9 protein-coding genes are annotated in these 22,710 nt (G+C 71.7%); all 9 read left to right on the forward strand.

All coding sequences use genetic code 11. The annotated features are described in order from the left end of the window. Window positions 1-33 precede the first annotated feature (33 nt). The gene (locus ADL29_RS46035) at window positions 34-7,674 is read left to right on the forward strand and encodes a non-ribosomal peptide synthetase (RefSeq protein ID WP_053924717.1); all 7,641 of its coding nucleotides are present in this window, start codon (window positions 34-36) and stop codon (window positions 7,672-7,674) included. Next, a complete protein-coding gene (locus ADL29_RS18340) occupies window positions 7,671-8,771 on the forward strand; it encodes a saccharopine dehydrogenase NADP-binding domain-containing protein (protein ID WP_053924718.1) in 1,101 nt (366 codons plus the stop codon). Before ADL29_RS46035 ends, ADL29_RS18340 begins: the two co-directional genes overlap by 4 nt. Continuing rightward, window positions 8,768-11,041: a bifunctional Gfo/Idh/MocA family oxidoreductase/class I SAM-dependent methyltransferase gene (locus tag ADL29_RS18345; RefSeq protein ID WP_053924719.1), complete on the forward strand. Its 2,274-nt coding sequence runs from the start codon at window positions 8,768-8,770 to the stop codon at window positions 11,039-11,041. Before ADL29_RS18340 ends, ADL29_RS18345 begins: the two co-directional genes overlap by 4 nt. Beyond that, on the forward strand, window positions 11,035-11,757 hold the full coding sequence (locus tag ADL29_RS18350; RefSeq protein ID WP_053924720.1) for a VOC family protein: 723 nt from the start codon (window positions 11,035-11,037) through the stop codon (window positions 11,755-11,757). The genes ADL29_RS18345 and ADL29_RS18350 overlap by 7 nt, the downstream gene beginning before the upstream one ends. A 2-nt stretch (window positions 11,758-11,759) precedes the next feature. Beyond that, window positions 11,760-13,148 (forward strand): FAD-binding oxidoreductase, encoded by a 1,389-nt coding sequence (locus tag ADL29_RS18355; protein ID WP_053924721.1) that lies wholly within the window; start codon window positions 11,760-11,762, stop codon window positions 13,146-13,148. A 22-nt stretch (window positions 13,149-13,170) separates the two neighbouring features. Then, on the forward strand, window positions 13,171-18,699 hold the full coding sequence (locus ADL29_RS18360) for a non-ribosomal peptide synthetase (protein ID WP_053924722.1): 5,529 nt from the start codon (window positions 13,171-13,173) through the stop codon (window positions 18,697-18,699). A 78-nt stretch (window positions 18,700-18,777) separates the two neighbouring features. After that, window positions 18,778-20,148 (forward strand): salicylate synthase, encoded by a 1,371-nt coding sequence (locus tag ADL29_RS18365; protein WP_078971094.1) that lies wholly within the window; start codon window positions 18,778-18,780, stop codon window positions 20,146-20,148. 1 nt (window position 20,149) lies between these two features. Further along, entirely contained in the window at window positions 20,150-21,763 is a 1,614-nt protein-coding gene (locus tag ADL29_RS18370) for a (2,3-dihydroxybenzoyl)adenylate synthase (RefSeq protein WP_053924723.1), read from the forward strand. Further along, the coding region (locus ADL29_RS18375; protein WP_169795240.1) for an ABC transporter transmembrane domain-containing protein at window positions 21,760-22,710 on the forward strand (951 nt) is incomplete at its 3' end. The genes ADL29_RS18370 and ADL29_RS18375, both read left to right, overlap by 4 nt.

The raw sequence follows: 22,710 nt of genomic DNA on the forward strand, positions 1-22,710 counted from the left end.
AGCACCTCCACCTCCCAGGGAAAGGGCATCCACTTGCCGCAGGACCGTGGAACCGCACCGATCGATCTGCCCCGAGCCGTCGGGACACTGCTCGGCCTTCCCGCGGAGGACGTGGACGAGCACGCCAACCTCATCGAGCTGGGGCTGGATTCGCTGCGCATGATGCGGCTGGCCGGCCAGTGGCGGCGCGCCGGACTGGACATCGGCTTCGCCGACCTCGCGGCCGAACCGACGCTCGCCGCCTGGCGCAAGCTGACCGACCGGCCGCATGGCGACGCAGGCGGGCCGACGCCGGACCCGGCGCAGGCCGTTGACGTGGACGAGTCCGAGCCGTTCGAGCTGGCGCTGATGCAGCACGCCTACTGGGTCGGGCGTGCCGATGGCCAGCAACTCGGCGGTGTGGCCGCGCACTTCTACCACGAGTTCGACGGCACGGACGTCGATCCCGCACGCCTCGAGGCAGCGGTACGGGCCCTGTTCGCCCGCCACGGCATGCTGCGCGCGCGGATCCTCGACGACGGCCGCCAGCGGATCGCGCCCGAGAGCACCTGGCCGGGACTCCGCGTCCACGACCTGCGTGCGCTGGACGCCGCCGATGCGGAACGCCGACTCGCGGAGCTGCGCCGATGTCTGTCCCACCGATCCATGGACATCGCGGCCGGCGAGGTCTTCGACATCCAGCTCTCACTGCTGCCGCCGGCCATACGTCCGGGTGGTACGCGGCTGCACGTCAACCTCGACATGGTCGTCGCCGACGCGCTGAGCCTGCGCGTCCTCCTCGCGGATCTCGCCGCGCTCTACGCCCGCCCCGACGAGCCACTCCCCCCGCTGGACTACAACTACCCGCGCTATCTCGCCGAACGCCGCGCGGCACGGACCGCACCACAGCGGGCGACCACACTCGCAGCGGACCGCGCCTACTGGCACGGCCGACTGCCCGAGCTTCCCTCGGCCCCGCAGCTCCCCCTCGCGCCCGGCTACACAGAGTCGGCGGCCACCACCGTCGTACGGCGGCACCGCCGACTGGACGCCGAGACCGTACGTCGCATGGAACAGTCCGCGCGGCGCCACGGACTGACCCCCGCCATGGCGCTCGCCGCCGTCTTCGCGGAGACGCTCACGGCCTTCAGCGCGGAACCGAACTTCCTGCTCAATCTGCCCCTGTTCGACCGCGAGCCCCTGGACCCGCAGGTCGCTTCGCTGGTCGGCGACTTCACCTCGTCCGTTCTGCTGGCCTGGGACGGCGCCGCTCCCGGCTCGTTCGCCGAGCGTGCTGCGCGGTTGCAGAACCGCTTCCACGCCGACGCCGCGCACAGCGGACACTCCGGCGTCGAGGTGCTGCGCGACGCCTCCCGGCTCCACGGCCGGCAGGTCCTCGCGCCGGTCGTCTACACCAGCGCCCTCGGCCTCGGCGAGCTGTTCTCCGAGGATGTGCGCGCATGCTTCGGCGAGGCGTCCTGGATCATCTCGCAGGGGCCCCAGGTGTGGCTCGACGCCCAGGTCACCGAGGTGGACGGTGGACTGCTAGTCAACTGGGACGCACGGAAGGACGCATTCGCGCCGGGAGTCCTGGACGCAATGTTCGACGGGTACGCCGCGCTGCTCGACCGGTTGCTGTCCGACCCGGACACCTGGTCGGCGCCGGTGCCGCCGCTGCTGCCTGCTGCGCAACTCGACGCACGCGCGCATGCCAACGACACCGCCGGACCGCGTCCAGGTGCACGGCTGCACGAGGGGTTCTTCTCCCATGCCGCGCGCAAACCGGCAGCCACCGCGCTGGTGTGGGGCACGGACGGCTCGCTCACCTACGGCGAACTGGCCGATCGCACGCTCCGGCTCGCGGCCCGCCTTCGCACACAGGGCGTCGGCCCCGGCGACCTCGTGGCGATCACCCTGCCCAAGGGTCCCGATCAGATCACGGCCGTCCTCGGCGTTCTGGCCGCGGGCGCCGCGTATCTGCCGCTCGGCACCGACCAACCGCCCGTACGCCGAGAGCGGATCCACCACGCGGCCGGTGTACGGCTGGTCCTCGACGACATCGCCGTACCGGACGGCATCGAACCGCTGGACGCGCCCGCGGCCGGGAACGACACGGACCTCGCGTATGTGATCTACACGTCTGGTTCCACCGGCGAGCCGAAGGGCGTGGAACTCACCCACGCCGCGGCGATGAACACGATCGACGACCTCAACGAGCGCTTCTCCGTCGGCCCGGCCGACCGGACCCTCGCCCTGTCGGCACTCGACTTCGACCTGTCGGTGTACGACGTCTTCGGTCCGCTGTCGGTCGGCGGCGCGGTGGTGTGCGTCGAGGAACCCGCGCGCCGCGACGCCACCGTCTGGGCCGAGCTGTTGCACCGGCACCGGCCGACGGTCGTCAACTGCGTACCCGCGCTGCTGGACATGCTCATCACCGCCGCGGGCCACACCGCACACGAGCCCGCTCTGCGTCTCGTCTTGCTCGGCGGCGACTGGATACCGCTGGACCTGCCCGGACGGACGGCCGCGTTCGCGCCCGGCTGCCGGTTCGTCGCGCTCGGCGGTACCACCGAGACCGCGATCCACTCCACCATCTGCGAGGTCGACGAGGTCCCCCCGCACTGGAGGTCCGTGCCGTACGGGACTCCGCTGCGCAACGTCGAGTGCCGCGTGGTCGACGCTCTCGGGCGCGACTGCCCTGACTGGGTGCCCGGCGAGCTGTGGATCGGCGGCGCGGGCGTCGCCCGCGGCTACCGCGGCGACTCCGCCCGCACCACGGACAGCTTCCTGGAAGTCGACGGCCTGCGGTGGTACCGCACCGGTGACCGGGCACGGTATTGGCCGGACGGGACACTGGAGTTCCTCGGCCGGACCGACCACCAGGTCAAGGTGCGGGGCCATCGCATCGAACTCGGCGAGATCGAGGCGGCGTTGACGGCCCATGCCGAGGTCGCGCACGGCGTGACGGTCGTCGGCGATGACGGGCGTCTGGCCGCGGGCGTCACCGCCGCGGGCTCCGGCGTCGACGTGGCGGGGCTGCGCGCCTTCCTGACGGAGCGGCTGCCGGCGGCCATGGTGCCCGAGCGGATCGCCGTCCTGCCCGCGCTGCCGCTCAGCGCCAACGGCAAGGTCGACCGTACGACGGTACGCCGGGCGACTGCTGCGCAGGAGGCGGCCATGCCGGCCACCCCTCCGTCAGGCGAGATCGAACGGCGTGCGGCCGCGGCCTGGCGGGACGTCCTGGGGGTGTCCGAGGTCGGCCGCGAGCACGACTTCTTCGCCCTGGGAGGCGATTCACTGCTGGCGACGCGCCTGGTGGGGCGGCTGCGCGCGGAGGGCTTCGCCGACATCAAGCTGACCGAGCTCTTCGCCCACCCCGTACTGGCCGATTTCGCCGCCGTATTGAGGCTGTCGGACGAAAGTGCCCGGGAGCACCGTCTCCTGGTCGCCGATCCCGCGCGCCGGCATGAGCCGTTCCCCCTGACCGACGTCCAGCGTGCCTACTGGCTGGGCCGCGACGAGGGCTTCACCCTCGGCGGGATCGGCTGCCACTTCTACCGCGAGTACGACGTCGTGGACCTCGACGTGGCGCGCCTGGAGTCCGCGGTCAACCGGCTCATCGAGCGGCACGAGATGCTGCGAGCGGTCTTCGACGCACAGGGACGCCAGCTCATCCTGCCCGAAGTTCCGCGCTACACCGTGCCGGTCGTGGACACCGGACCGGACCCCGAGGCCGCGTTCGCCGATCTGCGGCGGTCGGCCTCGCACCAGGTCTTCGACCCGGCGAGCTGGCCGCTGTTCTCCCTCCGCGGCGTGCGCTCGGGCCACCGCACCCGGCTGGCCGTCGGCGTGGACAACATCGTCCTCGACGCGCTGAGCATCCTCACCTTCTACGCGGAGCTGGGTGCGCTCTACGAGGACCCGGACGCCGAACTGCCGTCGGTGGGCGTGACGTTCCGTGACTACGTCCTCGACGCCGCCCCTGAACCCGAAGCCCTGGCCGCCGCACAGGACTACTGGGCCGGGCAGCTGCCACAGCTGCCGCCCGCGCCGCAGCTTCCGCTGGCCATCGACCCGTCCGCGGTGGAGCAGCCTCGGTTCACCCGGCGCGAGTCCCGTATCGAAGCCGGGCCATGGCAGCGGATCGTCGACCGGGCGCGTACCCACGGGCTCACCCCCTCCGCCGTGCTGCTGTCGGCCTTCGCCGAGGTGCTCGGCAGGTGGAGCACACGGGCGGACCTCACCCTCAACCTCACCCTGTTCGACCGCAAGGACGTGCACCCCGACATCAACAATGTCCTCGGGGACTTCACCTCACTGATGCTCGTGGCGTACCGACCCCGGCCGGGCGAGAGCTGGCTGGCCACCGCCCGGCGCACCCAGGAGGAACTGTGGCGCGCGCTCGACCACCGGGACCTGTCGGCGGTCCAGGTGCTGCGCGACCTCGCCCGGCACACCGGGGAGCCCGAGGTGACCATGCCCGTGGTGTTCACCAGCGCACTCGGTGTGGGCGAGGCTGTCACGACGGCGCCGCGCGCGCCGTTCGCCGAACCGGTGTGGGGCGTCTCGCAGACTCCGCAGGTGTGGCTGGACCACCAGGTAACGGAGATCGACGGCGGCGTCCGCCTGAACTGGGACGTGGTCGAGGAACTGTTCCCCGAGGGCCTCGTCGACGCCATGTTCGACGGCTATCTGCGGCTGTTGGAGTGGCTGAGCTCAGCCGAGTGGGACGCGCCGGCCCCCGACCTGTTGCCCGAGGCCCAGCGGCTGACCCGTACGGCGGTCAACGCGACGGGCACCACGCCACCCGACCGTCTCCTCCACCAGGACTTCTTCCGCCTCGCCGGCGAACAGCCGCAGCGTACGGCCCTGGTGTGGGACGACGGGAAGCAGCTGACATACGGGGAACTCGCGGACCGGGCACTGCGGCTGGCAGCCGTTCTCGGCGCGAAGGGCGTCCGGCCCGGCGAGGCCGTCGCCGTCACCGTGCCGAAGGGACCCGATCAGGTCGTCGCGGTGCTGGGCGTGCTCGCGGCCGGGGCGGCGTATCTCCCGGTCGGCGTCGACCAGCCGCGAGCCCGGCGTGACCGTATCCACCGCCTGGCCGGGGCCCGCTATGTCGTGACCGACGAGGTGGTGCAGGCGGCATCGAACCGGGGCGACGGCGTCCTCCCGATCCTGATCGGTGACGCTCTGTCGGCCGAGCCGGCAGCGGGCCCGGCCGAGGTGTCCCCGGGCCGGCTCGCGTACGTGATCTTCACCTCGGGTTCCACGGGTGACCCGAAGGGCGTGGAGATCACGCACCGGGCCGCGGTGAACACCGTCGCGGACATCAACGAGCGGTTCGGGGTCGGTGAGTCCGATCGCGTCCTGGCCGTATCCGCGCTGGACTTCGACCTGTCCGTCTACGACATCTTCGGGCCGCTGTCGGCCGGGGGCGCGGTCGTCCTCATCGAGGAGGAGTCCCGGCGCGACGCACAGCGCTGGCTGGAGCTCGTACGGCGCCACCGCGTCACGATCTGGAACACCGTGCCGGCGCTGCTCGACATGCTGCTGGTCGTTGCCGAGGGTGCGCAGGCCCCCGATCCGCTGCGGCTCGTGCTGGTCTCCGGCGACTGGGTGGGCCTGGACCTTCCGGGACGGCTCGCCGCGCAGCGGCCCGCATGCCGGTTCGTCGCCCTCGGCGGGGCGACCGAGGCCGCGATCTGGTCGAATGCGTTCGAGGTGGCGCGGGTCGACCCGGCGTGGCGTGCCATTCCGTACGGCTTCCCGCTGCGCAACCAGCGCTTCCGGGTCGTCGACGAACGAGGGCGCGACTGCCCGGACTGGGTCGCCGGGGAGCTGTGGATCGGCGGCGCCGGTGTCGCCGAGGGCTATCGCGGTGCCCCTGACCTGACGGCGCGGCAGTTCGTCGACGCCGACGGCGGGCGCTGGTACCGCACCGGCGACCTCGGCCGGTACTGGCCCGACGGCACGCTGGAGTTCCTCGGCCGGGCCGACCACCAGGTGAAGATCCGCGGCCACCGCATCGAACTCGGCGAGATCGAGGCCGCGTTGCAGGACTACGAGGGCGTCGCCCATGCGGTGGTCAGCGTGGCCGGAGCGGCCTCGGGCCGACGGCTGGTCGCCGCCGTCGTCCCGGCCACTCCCACGGGGGAGAACGGCGCCCTGATGGCGAGCCGGCTGGCAGAGAGCCGGGAGCCGTCGGCCGACGTCCTGGCGGCGCGCGCCCGCGCCGCACAGCACGAGTCGAAGGCCGCCGAGGCCGTACTGGCCGAGCTGCTGCAGCTGGCGACGCTCGCCGATGGGGATGCGGAGGGGATGTCCGGGCTGGCCGCGCGGATCGGTGTGGCCGACGAGCACCTGCCGGTCGTGCGGCTGTGGCTGCGCTGGCTGGTCGAACGCAAGGTACTCGTCGAGGACGCCGGTGCCTTCGGGGCCGGACCGAAACTGCCCGCCGCACTCGCCCGGCAAGAGCCGGCAACCGTCGGACTGGACGACTACGGCGCGCTCGTCGCCCGCGCTCACCGGCGCCTGCTGGACCGGCTGGGCGACTACCGGGAGATCCTGGCCGGGCGGCTCGACGCCACCGTGCTGCTCGACGACGACGTCCTCGCCCCGGCGAACCTGGCGGACCGGGATCCCGGAACCGCCGAGTCCGTGGCCGAGATCGCCCGCGAGCTGGCCGCCCTGGCCGAGGCCGCGGGCAGGCCGATCGAGGTGGTCCAGCTCGACGGGCGCGACGGCCGTACGGCAGCGCGGCTGCTGGCCCGGCTCGGCCCCGGGCAGGTGCGCTACACCCTGCTCGATCCCGCGCCGGCGATGGTGGGCGCCGCGGCCGGGCGGCTGGGCACGCTGCCGCACGACACGTCCTGTCTGCGCCTGCGCGGCACGGTGGTCCCGGACGAACTACGGCACCGTTTCGACGTGGTGCTGGCCGACAACGTGCTGCACCGCTATCCGGATCCGGCCCGGGGTCCCGCACTGGCGGGCCTGCTGGCGCGGCCGGGTGGCGTCCTGCTGGCTGTGGAGCGTACCGAACTGACGCCCGTCGCGTTGCTGACCGCGGCGCTGCTCGACCACGGTTACATCGACTTCGATCGCGAACGCCGACAGGCGGGCTCCCCGACACTGTCCGGAGCGCGCTGGGCCGAACTGTTCGCACGGGCCGGGTGGCACGAGTCCGGACACCGCACGGTCGGCGCGTCCTTCAGCGAGCTGGTCCACGCGCGGTGGCCGGAGACCGCCGTCCCGATGGACCCGGTGCGGCTGCGCGAGCATCTGACGGCCCTGCTCCCGGCGCACATGGTGCCCGAGCGCATCGAGGTGCTGCCCTGGCTGCCGCTCAGCACCAACGGCAAGGTGGACCGCACGGCGATCTCCGCGCTGACCTGCGACGACGAGGCGGAAGCTGCGGATGAACCGCCGGTGGGCGAGCTGGAACGGGACATCGCGGCCCTGTGGGCCGAACTGCTCGGGCTGTCCGGCCCCTCCGTGCTCGGCCGCAGGCGGAGCTTCTTCGAACTCGGCGGCGACAGCCTGCTCGCCACCCGGTTGATCACCCAGCTCAAGCAGCGCTATGCGGTCGAGTTGCCGCTGCGACGCATCTTCTCGGGGCCGAGCCTCGCCCAGGTGGCGGCGGCCGTGGCCGAGGAACAGGAACGGCACGGCGACATCGAGGAAGGTGCCCTGTGATCGGCATCATCGGCGGTTACGGCGCCGCGGGGGCCCAGGCCGCCCGGCTGCTGTACGGGTGGGGCGCCGGCCCGCTGCGGGTCGGCGGCCGGAGCGTGGAGAGAGCGCGGCGGTTCGTGGCCGCGGAGATGCCGTCCGGGGAGGCGGAAGCGGTCGCGGTCGATGTCGACGACGCGGCGTCGCTGGCGGCGTTCGTCCGGGGCTGCGACGTGGTGCTCCACTGCGCGGGGCCCTCGCACCGCACGGCCGAACGGGTCGCGTACGCGGCGCTGATCGCGGGCGCGCATCACGTCGATGCGGGCGGCGGCGAGCGACTGGAAGCGATCGGCATGGCCGCGGGCGGGCGCAGTGCGGTGTTCGCCGCCGGCGCGCTGCCGGGCCTGTCCGGGCTGCTGCCGCGCTGGCTGGCCGCGACGGATTTCGACGCCGTCCACGGACTGACCGCGTACACCGGGGTGCTCGACCGCTTCACCGCTATCGGCGCGGAGGACTATCTGCACGGCGTCCTCGGCGGTTCGAACGAGGCTTTGGCCCAGTGGCAGGACGGGTGCCGCCGGCCGGGCGCGCTGACCCGCCGGGCCGGAGTCGAGCTGGCGTTCTTTCCGCGCCCGGTCTCGGCGTTTCCGTACGTCGACTCCGAGGGCGAACGGCTCGCATACGACCTGAAGTTGATCGAGGGCCGCTGGTACACCGTGCTCGACGGTGCGCACCTGGGCACCGCTCTGGATGCCGCCCGCGTCCTGGACCGGACCGAGGCGATTGCCGGGCTGTGCCGGGCCACGGCGCTGGATGTCGCCGGGCGCACCCCGTACGTGACCTATCTGCTCCAGCTCGACGGAACGGCCTCCGGTCGGCCGGTGACCCGTACGGCCGTGCTGCGGGCTCCGGGCATCGCCCAGCTCACGGGCGCCGTCGCCGCCGTGGCCGCGCTGGCCGCGCTGCACGGCGAGGTGCCGGGCGGGGCGCACTGCGCCGCGACGGCGCTCGATCCGCTCGCCGCCGTCGATCGGCTGCGGAAGGTACCGGAACTGTGCGAACTGACGGTCTTCGACGGGGCGCTCGACGAGCTGTCGATGGCCGAGGAGGGAGCGCTGTGAGCGGCCGACGGCTTCGCGCGGTGGTGTGCGGGACGACCTTCGGCCAGTTCTATCTGGCCGCACTCGCCGGGTTGGGCGACGAGTTCGAGCTCGCTGGCGTGCTCGCCAAGGGCAGCGCACGGTCCGTCGAGTGCGCGCGGCGCTTCGGGGTGCCGCTGTTCACCGACCCTGACCAGCTCCCGGACGACATCGACGTGGCCTGTGTGGTGGTGCGCTCGGGCGTGATGGGCGGCACCGGCACCGAGCTGGCGCTGCGGCTGCTGCGCCGTGGCATTCATGTCGTGCAGGAGCAGCCCGTGCACCACGAGGATCTGGTCGTGTGCCTGCGCGAGGCGCGGCGACACGGGGTCCGCTATCGGCTCGGTGACCTGTATGTGCGGCTGCCCGCCGTACGCCGCTTCGTCGCCGCGGCCCGTACGCTGCTCGCCAAGCAATCTGCGGTCTACGTGGACGCCGTCTGCTCGATGCAGGTCGCGTTTCCGCTGGTCCACCTCCTCGGCGACGCGCTGGCCGGGACCGTACGCCCATGGCGGATCACGGCGGCAAGCGGCGCGGCAGATGCTCCGTTCGCGCTGCTCAACGGCGTGATCGGTGGGGTTCCGCTCACCGTGCGCGTGCAGAACCAGGTCGATCCGGCGGACCCGGACAACCACATCCACCTGCTGCACCGGGTGACCATCGGCACGGACAGCGGCAGCCTGACTCTGTCCGACACGCATGGTCCGGTGCTGTGGAGTCCTCGGCTGCACATCCCGGACGCGGTCAAGAACCGCTTCGATTTCGCGGCAGTCGAGTCGGCGCATCTCGGGGAGCCGAGCACGGTGTTGCTCGGCCCGGCACAGCCGCCGAGCTACCGCCACATCCTCGGTGAGCTCTGGCCGCAGGCGATCGGGCGGGACCTGGTGGCGCTGCGCGCCGGGATCCTGGGCGAGCCGGGCGCCGAGCGGCCGGACCAGTATCACTTGACCTTGTGCCGGATGTGGCAGGACGTCACGTCCGAGCTGGGTTACCCGGCGCTGCGGCAGGGCGAGGAGCATCAGGTGTTTCCGGTGACCGAGCTGATGGCCGCCGTGACGGGGATCGAGGACGAGCCGGCCGTCCAGCGACCGGCTACCTCGAGCGAGGTGTCGGATGGTGTGGTGGCGTGCGCGGCGGCTGCGGCCGAATCGCATGGCGCGGCTGTCACGGCCCGGCACTCCCGGACGTTTGTGGCCCGGCTCGACGAGGCCGTGCTGTCCTCGATGCTGCTGACGCTTCAGCGCCATGGCCTCCTGGACGATCCCGGGCGGGGGCATACGGCAGAAGAGATCCTCACCACCGCTGGTGTGGCGCCGCAGCATCACCGGCTGATCGCGCGCTGGCTCGATGTGCTCGTCGAGCGGCGGCTGATCAGCCAGGAGGGCTGTCTCTTCCGCGGCACGCAGCCGGTCCGGACGGCCGCCGTAGAGCGGTCGTGGGACCTGGCCGCCGAGGCGTGGACGGGGCGGCTGGGCTCGGCGGAGTTCATCGACTATCTGCGGCTGAACGCCGAGCGGCTGCCCGAGCTGATGCGCGGCGAGCAGCAGGCGGCCCTCCTCCTCTTCCCGGAGGGGCGGACGGCGACCGCCGACGCGGTATACCGGGACACGGTGACGGCCCGGTATCTCAACGCGGCCGTGGGCGCGGCCGTACGCCGTCTCACACCGGGCGCTTCCGAGGGTCGTACGCTGCGGGTCCTCGAGGTGGGTGCGGGCACGGGTGCGACAACGGAGGCGGTCGTCCGGGCGCTGGGCGACCAGCCGTGCGGCCAGGCTCCCGGCATCGACTACCTGTTCACCGACGTCTCGAACTTCTTCGTCGTCCCGGCGCGGGAGCGCTTCGCCGAGTACCCGTGGATGCGCTTCGGTGTCCTCGACATCGACCGGGATCTCGCCAAGCAGGGATTCCGTCCCGGTTCGCTGGACGTCGTCATCGCCGCCGGCGTGCTGAACGCCGCCCGCGACACCGACGCCACCGTGTGCCGGCTCGTCGACCTGCTGGCACCCGGCGGCCGGCTGTTGATCACCGAGCCGACCCGCGAGCACCTGGAGATCACGGCCTCCCAGGCGTTCATGATGACGCCTCCGGAGGACGCGAGGCAGCAGTCGGGCACCACGTTCCTCAACCAGGACCAGTGGCTCGGCGTCCTGTCGAAGGCCGGTCTGGAGGACGTACGGATCCTGCCGGGCGAGGACCATCCGCTGGCGCCGCTGGGGCAGCGGCTCTTTGTCGCACGGGGGCCGGTGTGCTGACGTGCAGTCACGTCCTGTGCAAGGTCGACAGCATCGCCGACGCCGTACGGGACTTCGAGGACCTCGGGTTCACCATGGAGTGGGGCAGCGATCCCGATCGGGCCCACAACGCTCTGCTCTGGTTCACCGACGGGCCGTTCATCGAGTTCTTCGAACTGCCCCGCGCCGTCGCCCTTTTGCGGTGGCCGTTCGCCGCCGCCTACGGGGGCCCGGCGGGCGAGCGCCTGGCCCGGTGGGCGGGGCCCGGCGAGGGCTGGCGCGATCTCGCGCTGGAGACCGAGAGCACCGATCTGACCGAGGCCCGGGCCGCGCTGCTGGCGGCAGGCGTGCCGGTGTCCCGTTTGATCAGGGGCAAACGCACCCGGCCGGACGGTGCGCCGGTCCGCTACCAGTTCCTGGCGCCGCGACCCGCCTCGCTGCCGTTCGTCGTCTCCGCGTACGACCCGCCGCAGCGGCCCGCTCAGGTGACCCATGCGAACGGCGCGAAGGGCATCGCCCGGGTCCGGATGGGAGTGGCGGACGCCGACCGGAGCTCGTTCGACGCGCTCATCGGCGACCACGACCGGTGGCTGACGGTCGAGCCTGCCGCCCGCACCGGCGTGCTCGCGGTCGAACTCGACGGTCTGGAGAGCGAGTTGGACACCGACAAACTCCACGGCGGCGCGCTTATCGCCTCCCCCGCATCCCCCGCCTCCGCCACCCGTGAGGAAGCGTGAAAATGGAATCGACAACAACAGACATATGGGCACGCTTCCGGGGTGACGTACTCGCCCCAGGCGCGCCCGGCTACGACGCCGCGCGGCGGGTACGGAACGCCCGGATCGACCGGCGGCCGACCCTGATCGCACGCTGCACCGACACGGCGGACGTGGTCACCGCCCTGGCCCATGCCCGCGCGCACCGCCTTCCCGTCGCGGTACGCGGAGGCGGGGCCAATGTGGCGGGCTGGGGGACGTGCGACGACGGGGTGCTGCTCGACCTCTCCCCCATGAAACGTATCGAGGTGGACCCCCAGGCACGTCTCGCCGTCGTGGAACCCGGGGCCACCTGGGGCGAACTCGACCCGGCCACCCAGGAGTTCGGACTCGCCGTGCCGGGACCGCGCAACACCGATGTGGGAATCGCCGGCCACACGCTGCACGGCGGGGTCGGGGATCTGTCCCGGCAGTACGGCCTCACCAGCGACAACGTCGCGTTCTTCGACCTCGTCACGGCCGAGGGAAAGCAGGTGAGGGCCGATGCGGACGAGAACCCCGAGCTGTTCTGGGGGCTGCGCGGCGGCGGTGGCAACTTCGGTGTGGTCACCCGCTTCGGCTTCCGGCTGCACCCGGTGAGTGGAGTCGTGGCGGGCCCGCTGGTCCATCCTGCCGAGAACGCGCCAGCCGCTCTCCGTACGGCCCGCGACTGGCTGGCCGGCGCACCCGACGAAGCCTCGCTCGTCGCCATTATATGGACCGCTCCTCCCCTGCCGTTCATTCCCGAACACCTGCACTTTGAGCGGTGCGCGGTACTGATCCCGACCTGGTTCGGGGACCCCGACCGGGCGGCGGAGGTGCTGGCACCGCTGCGCGACGGCGCCCCGAAGCCGGTCTCCGACGGCATATCAGCCATGTCGTACGTGGCCTACCAGCGCCTGCTCCCCTCTCCGCCGGACTTCGCCCACCAGCACGTCTATAACCGGGGCGAGCTGCTCGGCGAACTCTCCAACACCACCGTCGACATGCTCATCAAGCAGTGGCAGGCAGCGGGGCCCAACTTCTCCGTCGTGTTCGGGGCTCTGGGCGGCGCGATCCGCCGCGCGCCCTCCGGGCCGACCGCCTTCACCCACCGGGACGCCCAGTGGTTCGTCGAGATCTGCGCGCAGTGGTACGGAGCCGCCGACAACCCCGCGCACCTCGCCCCGGCCGTAAGGGGCTGGCGCTCGCTGCAGGGCCTCACCGAAGGGCCGTACGTGAATCTGCTGCCCGACCCCGAACCCGAGTGGGTGCGGGCCTCCTACGGGCCCGCGACGTACGAGCGGCTGGCCCGCCTGAAGCAGACCTGGGACCCGGGCAACACCTTCCGGTTCAACGCCAACGTTCCCCCGCTCCCGCCGACGCGCGACTGACGCAACCAAGGAGACCACCAGAATGTCCAGTGACACCGCGATCGTCGATCTGATCGCAGGTCTGCAGCGCGCCGGCGTCCAGCTCTGGGAGGAGGCCGGGCAGTTGCGGTACCGCGCGCCCAGGGGAGTCATGAACCCCGAGCGCCTGGAGTCCCTCCGCGCTCACAAGTCCGCCGTCGTCGAGCATCTTCAGGCCGCCACCGCAACGGCCGCTCTCACTCCGGATCCCGACACGCGACATGAGCCGTTCCCCCTGACCGACGTACAGTCCGCCTACCTGCTGGGCCGGAACGATGCTTTCGGCTTCGGGGGCGTCGCCTGCCACGTGTACCTCGAAGTGAACTACCCGGACCTCGCCCCGGAGCGCGTCGAGGCGGCGTGGAACCGGCTCGTCGAGCGGCACGACATGCTGCGGGCCGTCATCTCGTCCGACGGGCACCAGCGGGTCCTTCCGAACGTGCCACGACTGTCCGTACCGGCCACCGACCTGCGCGACGCGGGCGAGGAACGCATTCAGTCCGAACTGGAGGCGGCCCGCGACGCACTGGGCCACCGCGTGTACGAAACGACCCAGTGGCCGCTGTTCGACCTGCGCGTCACCAGGACCGACGAGCGCGCCGTCCTCCACCTGTCCATGGACTTCCTGATCGCCGACTGGGCCAGCATGTGGCTGCTGTTGGCCGAGTTCGAGGCGCTGCACGACGATCCGGAGCATGTGCTGCCGCCCGTGGACATCACCTTCCGGGACTATCTGCTCGCCGAGCGGAAGCTGCGCGAGAGCGCCCGCTACCAGCGGGACAAGGACTACTGGTGGGCCCGCATCGACGAGCTGCCCGCCGCCCCCGACCTTCCGGTGATCGAGAGCCAGGCGGAGACGGCCCGGTTCCGGCGCCGCTTCCTGAAACTCGACACCGCGGTGTGGGAGGAGCTGAAGCGGCGCGCCCAGCAGCGCGGGCTCACGCCGTCCTCGGTCGTCATGGCTGCCTACGCGGCCGCCATCGAGCGCTGGAGCCGTACACACCGCTTCTCCCTCAACCTCACCGTCCTCAACCGGCTGCCCCTGCATCCGCACGTGAACCATGTCGTCGGCGACTTCACCTCCGTCAACCTCCTCGCCGTCGACTGGAGCGCGGGCGGCTCGTTCACCGAGCGCGCGGCCGCGCTCAGCGGGCAGCTCTTCGACGATCTCGACCACCGGCTGTGCTCCGGGGTGGAGGTGCTGCGCGAGCTCGCCCGCCGTCGCGGGCGTGCGGCGGCGCTGATGCCGATCGTGTTCACCAGCGCGATCGGGCTCGGCGACCCGGGGACGGGGCAGCGGGCGGCCGGCCGGCTGGACGGCTTCGGCATCACGCAGACCCCGCAGGTGTTCATCGACTGCCAGGCGATGGATGACACGGAGGGCCTACAGGTCAACTGGGACGTGCGCGACGGGGTGTTCCCGGAGGGCGTGGTGGACGACATGTTCGATGCCTTCGAGACACTCCTCCGCTCTCTCGCCGCAGGGGGCCAGGCGTGGGACGCCGACGCGGGCGAGGTCGTGCCGCTGCCGGCCTGGCAGGCCGAGGACCGCAGGCGGGCCAACGACACCGCCGCACCGCTGCCCGACACGCTGCTGCACCAGGACGTACTGGCACAGGCGGCCCGTACCCCCGACCGTCCGGCGGTGATCGGCCCGCACGGCACCGTCTCCTACGGCGAACTCGCGGGCCGCGCCGGGGCAGTGGCCTCGGCCCTCCGCGACGCGGGCTGCGCGACGGGCGACCGGGTGGCGGTCGTCATGGACAAGGGCGTCGACCAGGTGAGCGCGGTCCTCGGCATCCTGCTCGCCGGGGCGGTGTATCTGCCCGTCGACACGGTGCAGCCGCCGCTGCGGCGCGCCGCGATCCTCACCGACGCGGACGTGACGCAGGTGCTGACCCAGTCCTGGGTGGACGCCGAATGGCCCGCGGGCACCCGGGTGACCGCCGTGGACCGGCTGGCTCCGCTGCTTCCCGCCGCGCCTCCCACCGGCGGCGATCCGGATGCCCCGGCGTACGTCATCTACACCTCGGGGTCGACCGGCCGGCCGAAGGGCGTGGTGACCAGCCACCGCGCGGCGGGCAATACGATCGCCGACGTCAACCGGCGTTTCGGCGTCACCGCCGCGGACCGGATCCTGGGCCTGGCCAACCTCGGCTTCGACCTTTCGGTGTACGACATCTTCGGCCCACTGGCGGTCGGCGGTGCGCTGGTGCTCCCCGAGGCCGAGCGGCGGACCGACCCGTCGCACTGGGCGGAGCTGATCGCCGCACACGGCGTGACGCTGTGGAACTCCGTGCCCGCGCTGATGCAGATGCTCTCCACGTACCTGGGGGCCGAGCCGACTCTCGCACTGCCCACGCTGCGCCTTGCGCTGCTGTCCGGTGACTGGATACCGGTCACTCTTCCGGAAGAGATCCGCGGACGCATACCCGATCTGGAGGTCATCTCCCTCGGCGGCGCCACCGAGGCTTCCATCTGGTCCATCGCCCACCCCTACCGCGGACTGCTGCCCGGCTGGCGCAGCATCCCGTACGGCCGCCCGTTGGCCAACCAGGGCTTCCGGGTGCTGGACGCATCCCTGCGCGACTGCCCGGTGTGGACATCCGGCGAACTCTTCATCACCGGTGACGGGCTGGCGCAGGGCTATCTCGGCGACCAGGAGACGACCGCCTACCGGTTCCTCACCCACCCCACGGATGGTCAACGCCTTTACCGCACCGGTGACTTCGGCCGCTATCTGCCCGGTGGCGAGATCGAGTTCCTGGGCCGCAAGGACACCCAGGTCAAGGTCCGCGGGCACCGCATAGAGCTGGGCGAGATCGAGGCGGCTCTGCTGGAGCACCCGGCGGTCGCGGCCACCGGTGTCGTCCTGGACGGCGAGCCGGGCACCGAGCGCGGGCTCCTCGGAGTCGTCGAGACGGCGCATACGGCGGAGCCCGTGGCCGTTACCGCCGACCGGCTTGCCCCGGCGGTCCGTACGGCAGCCGATTCCGCTGCCCAGGGCCTGGAGCGCGACCGGGTCGCCGCCTACGTGGCCCGCCTCGACGAGGCCGTACTGACGTCGATGGCGCACGCGCTGCGTGAGCTGGGCCTGTTCACGGAACCCGGCGTCACGCACACATTCGACGAGGTCCTGGCGCACCACGGGATCGCACCCGCCCATCACTGGCTGGTACGGCGCTGGCTGGCCGTACTGACCGACGCGGGGTTCCTCCATATCGACAGCGCGGGACGGCTCGGCTGCCGTCGCCCGGTCGACACCGACTCCGTGGCCCAGGGGTGGAAGGGCGTCGAGGCGGCCTGGTCCGACGAGCTCGGTTCCCCCGGCCTCCTCTCCTACGTGCGGCGCAACGCCGAGCTCCTGCCGGATCTGCTGACCGGCAAACAGGACCCCGTGTCGCTCCTCTTCCCTGAGGGTCGGTTCGATGTCGCCGACTCCCTGTACCACGAGAACGCGATGGCGCGGTACCTCAACCGCGCGGTGCGCACGGTGCTGCACCGCGTCGCCGAGGAACACCGGGGCGACCGCCCGCTCCGCGTACTGGAGGCGGGCGCGGGCACCGGCGGCACGACCGAGGGAGTCCTCGAAGCTCTCACGGACTCCGGCGTCGTCGTGGACTACCTGTTCACGGACGTGGCGCCCTTCTTCCTGCCCGAAGCGCGTCACCGCTTCGGCCGGTACCCCTGGGTGCGGTTCGGGGTCTTCGACGTCGACACCGACCACCGGGCACAGGGGCTCACGCCGAACGTGTACGACGTGGTGCTGGCCGCCGGTGTGCTGGAGAACGCACGAGATGTCGAGGCGGCGCTGGCGCGGCTGACGGAGCTGGTGGCGCCGGGCGGCTGGCTGGTCCTCACCGAGCCGACCCGGGAACACCCGTGGATCCTGGCCTCGCAGGCGTTCATGATGACCGAGCCCGGCGACGCCCACCGTGCAGCCGGAGCCTCGTACCTCGACCGCGGCCGGTGGCACGAACTGTTGGAACGCGCGGGCGCCCAACAGGTGCTGTGCCTGCCGGACGACGACCACAGCCTGGCCCCCCAGGGCGTACACCTGTTCGCGGCACGGCTGAAGATCGACCGGGCGGCGGTGACCGAGGACGAGCTGGCCCGCTTCCTGGCGGAGCGGCTGCCCGCCCACATGATCCCCTCCCACCTACAGGTCGTCGATGCCCTGCCGCTGACCAGCAACGGCAAGGTGGACCGGCGCACGCTCGCCGGCTGGCGGCCCACTCCGGTCGCGGCGGCCGAACGGGCCGAGACCGCCGAAGCTCCCGCCGACGAGCTGGAGGCCCGGCTCGCCGAGCTCTGGGCGGCGGCCCTCGCGACCGGTGACATCGGCCGCTCGGAGAGCTTCTACGACCGCGGCGCCGACTCGCTGATCATGGCGCGGATGGCGGGGCAACTGCGCGAGGAGCTGCCGGAGGCGGCGGAGGTCCCGTTCGACGCGTTGCTGCGGCAGTTGCTCAACCAGCCGATGGTCGAGGCACTCGCCCGGTTCCTGCGGAGCAAGGCCGGACCCGGCCCGGCCGACGCGGACGACGCCCTCGACCTCGCCGGGCGGCGCAGCGACGCAAGCAACGCCGTCCTCATACCGTTCAGCACGGGCGGCGACGGCCCGCTGCGGGTGATCTTCCACGCCGGGCTCGGCACAATGGATTGCTTCCGGCCGCTGGCGAAGGAGCTGGTGGCCCAGGATCTCGGCCCGGTGCTCGGCATTGTGGTCGAGGACACCGACCTGTACTGCTCCCTCGATCCGGCGGAGGTGATCGAGCGCGCCGCCGACGACTACGCCCAGCGGCTCGTCGACGAGGGGCACACCCGCGTCCAGCTCATCGGCTACTGCCTCGGCGGTCTGTACGCGACCGAGGTGGCACGGCGACTGGACGAACGCGGCGTGACCGTCGAGGACCTCATCCTCGTCAGCAGCCACCCGGTCCTCTTCGACGTCGAGGACGACCTGATGATCGAGACGCTGTTCCTCCCCAATCTGCGCATCTCCCTGGAGCAGGCCGGTTTCGGCGACATCGACGGCGACGCGCTGGTCCGTGGCTTCATGCAAGCCATCGAGCGCAACGCCGGTCGCGTACCGGTGGGTTCGCTCGGCGAGGTCGGCGGCGATCCGGAGCTCGACCGGGCCGGCGACTTCTTCCGGAAGCTGGGCACGCTCACCCGTGAGGAGCGGTTCGCCGCGTACGCACGCGCCGCGAGCGAGGCGACCGGCCAGGAGATGCCGACGGAGATGGCGCTCGGCCTCTTCCGGGTCTTCCGGCAGAGCTTCCTGTCCGCCCGCTTCACGCCCGAGCCGTACGCGGGCGACATCCGCTTCCTGCTGCCACGCGGGGCCTCCGGCTTCGCGCCCGGCATGGACGACAGCACGCTCGCCTTCTGGCGGGACGTCTGCGTCGGCGAGCTGGCGGTGACCGGCATCGAGGGCACCCACTTCAGCTGCATCGAGGAGCCGAACGCCCCCGCCGTCGCCGAGCACATCGCCGCACTGCTGAGGCCAGCAGCCGACCGGGCCTGCTGAGCCCTCTCCCCCCTCCCGGCCCGCCGGCCGTCCGCCACCGGCGGGCCGGGGCCCCTCATTCATCCCCAGGAGTACGTTGTGCCGCAGACTTATCAAAAGACCCTGGTCAAGGGACCTTTCGACCCACTGGCTGTGGTCACTCAGCTGGTCTCTTCCGGCCTGCTCACGGACTACGTGGTGTACGAGCGCGGGGAGCGCTGGCACGTCGCGGGAAATCCGCTGGGGGACCTCCGCGTGGACGCACGCGGGGTACGTAGCACGTTGGGCGGCTGCGCAGCCGCCGAGCCGTGGTCGGGTGCCGCACCGTGGGACCTGGTGCGGTCCGCAATCGCCGCAGCGCCGATCGCCGACTGGAACGCCTACGGCTGGATCGCCTTCGAACTCGCGAGCCGCCCGGCCGCGATGGCGGAGGACGAGATCCTCGCCCACCTGATGATCCCGCGTACGGAGGTCCAGGTGACCCGGGACGAGGCGCTGATCCGCAGCGTCGACGCGGAAGTGGCCCAGTCCGTACGGAAACTGCTCACCGATCTGCCCGCGTGCCCGGCCCCGCCCGATGCCGTGCCCATCGACGTCCACAGTCCCATCGAGGAAGACGCCTACCGCGACGGAGTGACCCACGCGGTGTCGGAAATCGCCCGGGGCCGACTGCAGAAGGTCATCCTTTCCCGCTGCGTGCCCATCCCGTTCCCCGTCGATCTGCCCGCCACCTACGCGCTGGGCCGCGCCCACAACACCCCGGCCCGCTCGTTCCTCCTCGACCTGGGCGGCTGGCAGGCGGCGGGCTTCAGCCCCGAGACGGTGATCGAGGTCGATGCGGCCGGGACGACGTCGACACAGCCCCTGGCGGGCACGCGTGCGCTCACCGGCAACGCGGACAGGGACGAGGCACTGCGCACGGAGCTGCTGTCGGACCCGAAGGAGATCTACGAACACGCGACATCGGTCAAGCTCGCCTGCGACGAGCTGGCCGCCGTCAGCAGCCCGGAAGCCACGCGGGTCGGCGAATTCTTCACCGTCAAACCGCGCGGCAGTGTGCAGCACCTGGCGTCCCGCGTCACCACGACCCTGGCCGACGGCCGGACGGCATGGGACGCGCTGGGTTCGGTCTTCCCGCCAGTGACGGCCTCCGGCATTCCCAAGTCCGCCGCGTACGAGCTGATCGAGGAGCTGGAGGCCGAGCCGCGCGGCCTGTACGCGGGCACCGTGCTCATGGCCGGATCCGACGGCTCCCTGGACGCGGCGCTGGTGCTGCGCGCCGTCTACCAACGCGACGGCCGGGCGTGGCTGCGCGCGGGGGCGGGCGTGGTCGCCGGCTCCCGTCCCGCCCGGGAGCACGAGGAGACCTGCGAAAAGCTCCACAGCGTCGCGCCGTACGTGGTACCGGCCCAGCACGGCGATCCCTTGACCGTGGCCCCAACTCACCGGATGGACAAGAAGGTTGCTTGAGATGCTGGACGGATGTGTCGGCTGGCCGGAGGACTTTGCGGCGCGCTACCGAGAACGCGGCTACTGGCAGGGCAGGACCCTCGGTTCCCTTCTACGGGAGCGCGCCAAGGCGGTGCCGGACCACACCGCCGTCGTCGACGGGGCGCGCAGGTGGACGTACCGCCAACTGGACGACCGGGCCGACCGGCTGGCCTCCGGGCTGCACGGCCGGGGCATCACCGCCGGTGACCGGGTACTGATGCAGCTACCGAACGTCGCCGAGTTCCTCGCCTTGTCTTTCGCGCTCTTCCGGCTGGGTGCGGTGCCGGTGATGGCACTCCCCGCGCACCGGGAGACCGAGATCGTTCACCTGGCACGGCTGTCGGAAGCCACGGCGTACGTCATCCCGGACACGCACCTGGGCTTCGATCACCGGGTGCTCGCCCGGACGGTGTGCGCCGAGGTGCCCAGCGTGCGCCATGTGCTGGTCGTCGGAGAGCCCGAGGAGTTCACGGCGCTGTCGGCGGTCGGGGCGAAGGACGATGGGGCTCCGGTTACGGAGCCCCACCCATCGGCAGTGGCCGTGCTGTTGCTGTCCGGGGGCACCACGGGCATACCCAAGTTGATCCCTCGTACGCACGACGACTACGCGTACAACGCCATCGCCAGCGCCGTGGTGGCCGGCCTGGACGCCACCACGCGCTATCTGGTGGCCCTGCCGATCGCCCACAACTTTCCCCTGGCCTGCCCCGGCGTGCTCGGCACCCTGCACGCCGGCGGCACGGTCGTCCTGTCTCCCACCCCCAGCCCGGACGACGCCTTCCAGCTCATCGAGCGGGAACGGATCACGGTCACCGCGCTGGTCCCGCCGCTGGCCCTGCTGTGGCTGGAGGCGGCGGAGTGGGCGGAGTTCGACCTCGGCAGCCTGGAGCTGCTCCAGGTGGGCGGGTCCCGGCTCAAGACAGGGACAGCGGCCCGCATCGGCCCCATGCTGGGGTGCGGGCTGCAGCAGGTGTTCGGCATGGCCGAGGGACTGCTCAACTACACCCGGCTCGACGACCCCGAGCCACTGGTACTGGAGACGCAGGGCCGACCGCTCGCCGGGGACGACGAACTGCGGATCGTCGACGCCGACGACCGTGAGGTGACACCCGGCGAGGTCGGCGAGCTGCTGGTGCGCGGCCCGTACACGCTGCGCGGCTACTACCGGGCCGAGGAGCACAACCCTACGGCCTTCACGCCCGACGGCTTCTACCGCAGCGGCGACCTCGTACGGCAACTGCCCAGCGGACACCTCGTGGTGGAGGGACGCATCAAGGACGTCATCAACCGGGGCGGGGAGAAGGTCCCCGTGGAGGAGGTCGAGAACCTGCTGCTGAGCCACCCCGCCGTGCACGACGTCGCCATTGTCGGCATTCCGGACGAGGCTCTGGGGGAGCGTAGTTGCGCCTGCGTCATCGCACACGGTCCCCCACCCACGCGCGCGGGGTTGAACTCCCATCTCACCCGCAGCGGCCTGGCCGCCTTCAAACTGCCGGACGAGGTAAGAATGTTGGCCTCCTTCCCGCGGACGAGCCTGGGCAAAGTCAACAAGCGGGCCCTGGCCGAGCAGATAGCCAGGAGCGTGGCGCGGTGACCGAGAGCGAGAAGAGGGCCGAAAGCGGCCTCGGGACCATACGGGAACTGGTGGCGCTGTCCCCGGCCGTCCGCAGGCGTCTGCTGCGCGCGGCACTGCTCGGGGTCCTCGGCGGGGTCGGCGGAGTGGTCGGCCTGGTGTGTGCGGCGTTCGCGGTCGGTGAGCTCTTTGCCGCCGAACCGTCGGGGTCGGTCGTGGCCTGGTGGAGCTGCGGCGCGCTGGTTGGCCTGCTCGTGGGCTTCGGTGCCAGGTGGCTGGCCGAGCACATGGCACACGAGGCGAGTTACGAGCTGGAGGTGGTGCTCCGCCGCGCGTTGGCGGACGCCCTGGCGCGTATGCCGCTGGGTGAGGTGCAGCGGCTGGGTGCGGGCCGGATCAAGAAGGTCGTGCAGGACGATGTGAAGTCGCTGCACAACGTGGTCGCGGACGCGCTGCCGTTCGTCGGCTCCGGCCTCGCCCAGCCACTGGCCGCCGCCATCGCGCTCGGAGTGGTGCAGTGGCGGCTGCTGCTCGCCGCGCTGATCGTCGTGCCGATCGCCGTCGTCTGTCTGTCGTTGCTGACCCGCGACCATGCCGCACAGCGGGCGCGCTACAACGACGCGAACGAGAACATCAACGCGGCGGTGGTCGAGTTCGTGCAGGGAATGCCGGTGGTGCGGACTTTCGACGACGGGCAGGGGTCCTTCCGCCGATTCGCCGATGCGGTCGACGAGTTCACCGAGGCGGTCGCCGGCTGGCTGGCGACCTCGCGGTCCGGGGGGCTGCTGCACCGGCTGTTCATCGTGCCGCTGCCCACGCTGCTGATCCTTTCCGCCACCGGCCTGCCGATGCTGGTGGCCGACTGGATCTCGGTCACCGATTTCCTGCTCGCCCTGATGATCGGGGCGATGCCCATCGAGGCGGCCGGTCCGCTGATGCACCTGGCGAACTACATCAACGATGCGAAG

It is taken from the genome of Streptomyces chattanoogensis, from assembly GCF_001294335.1.
In the GTDB taxonomy this organism is placed as follows: Bacteria; Actinomycetota; Actinomycetes; order Streptomycetales; family Streptomycetaceae; genus Streptomyces; species Streptomyces chattanoogensis.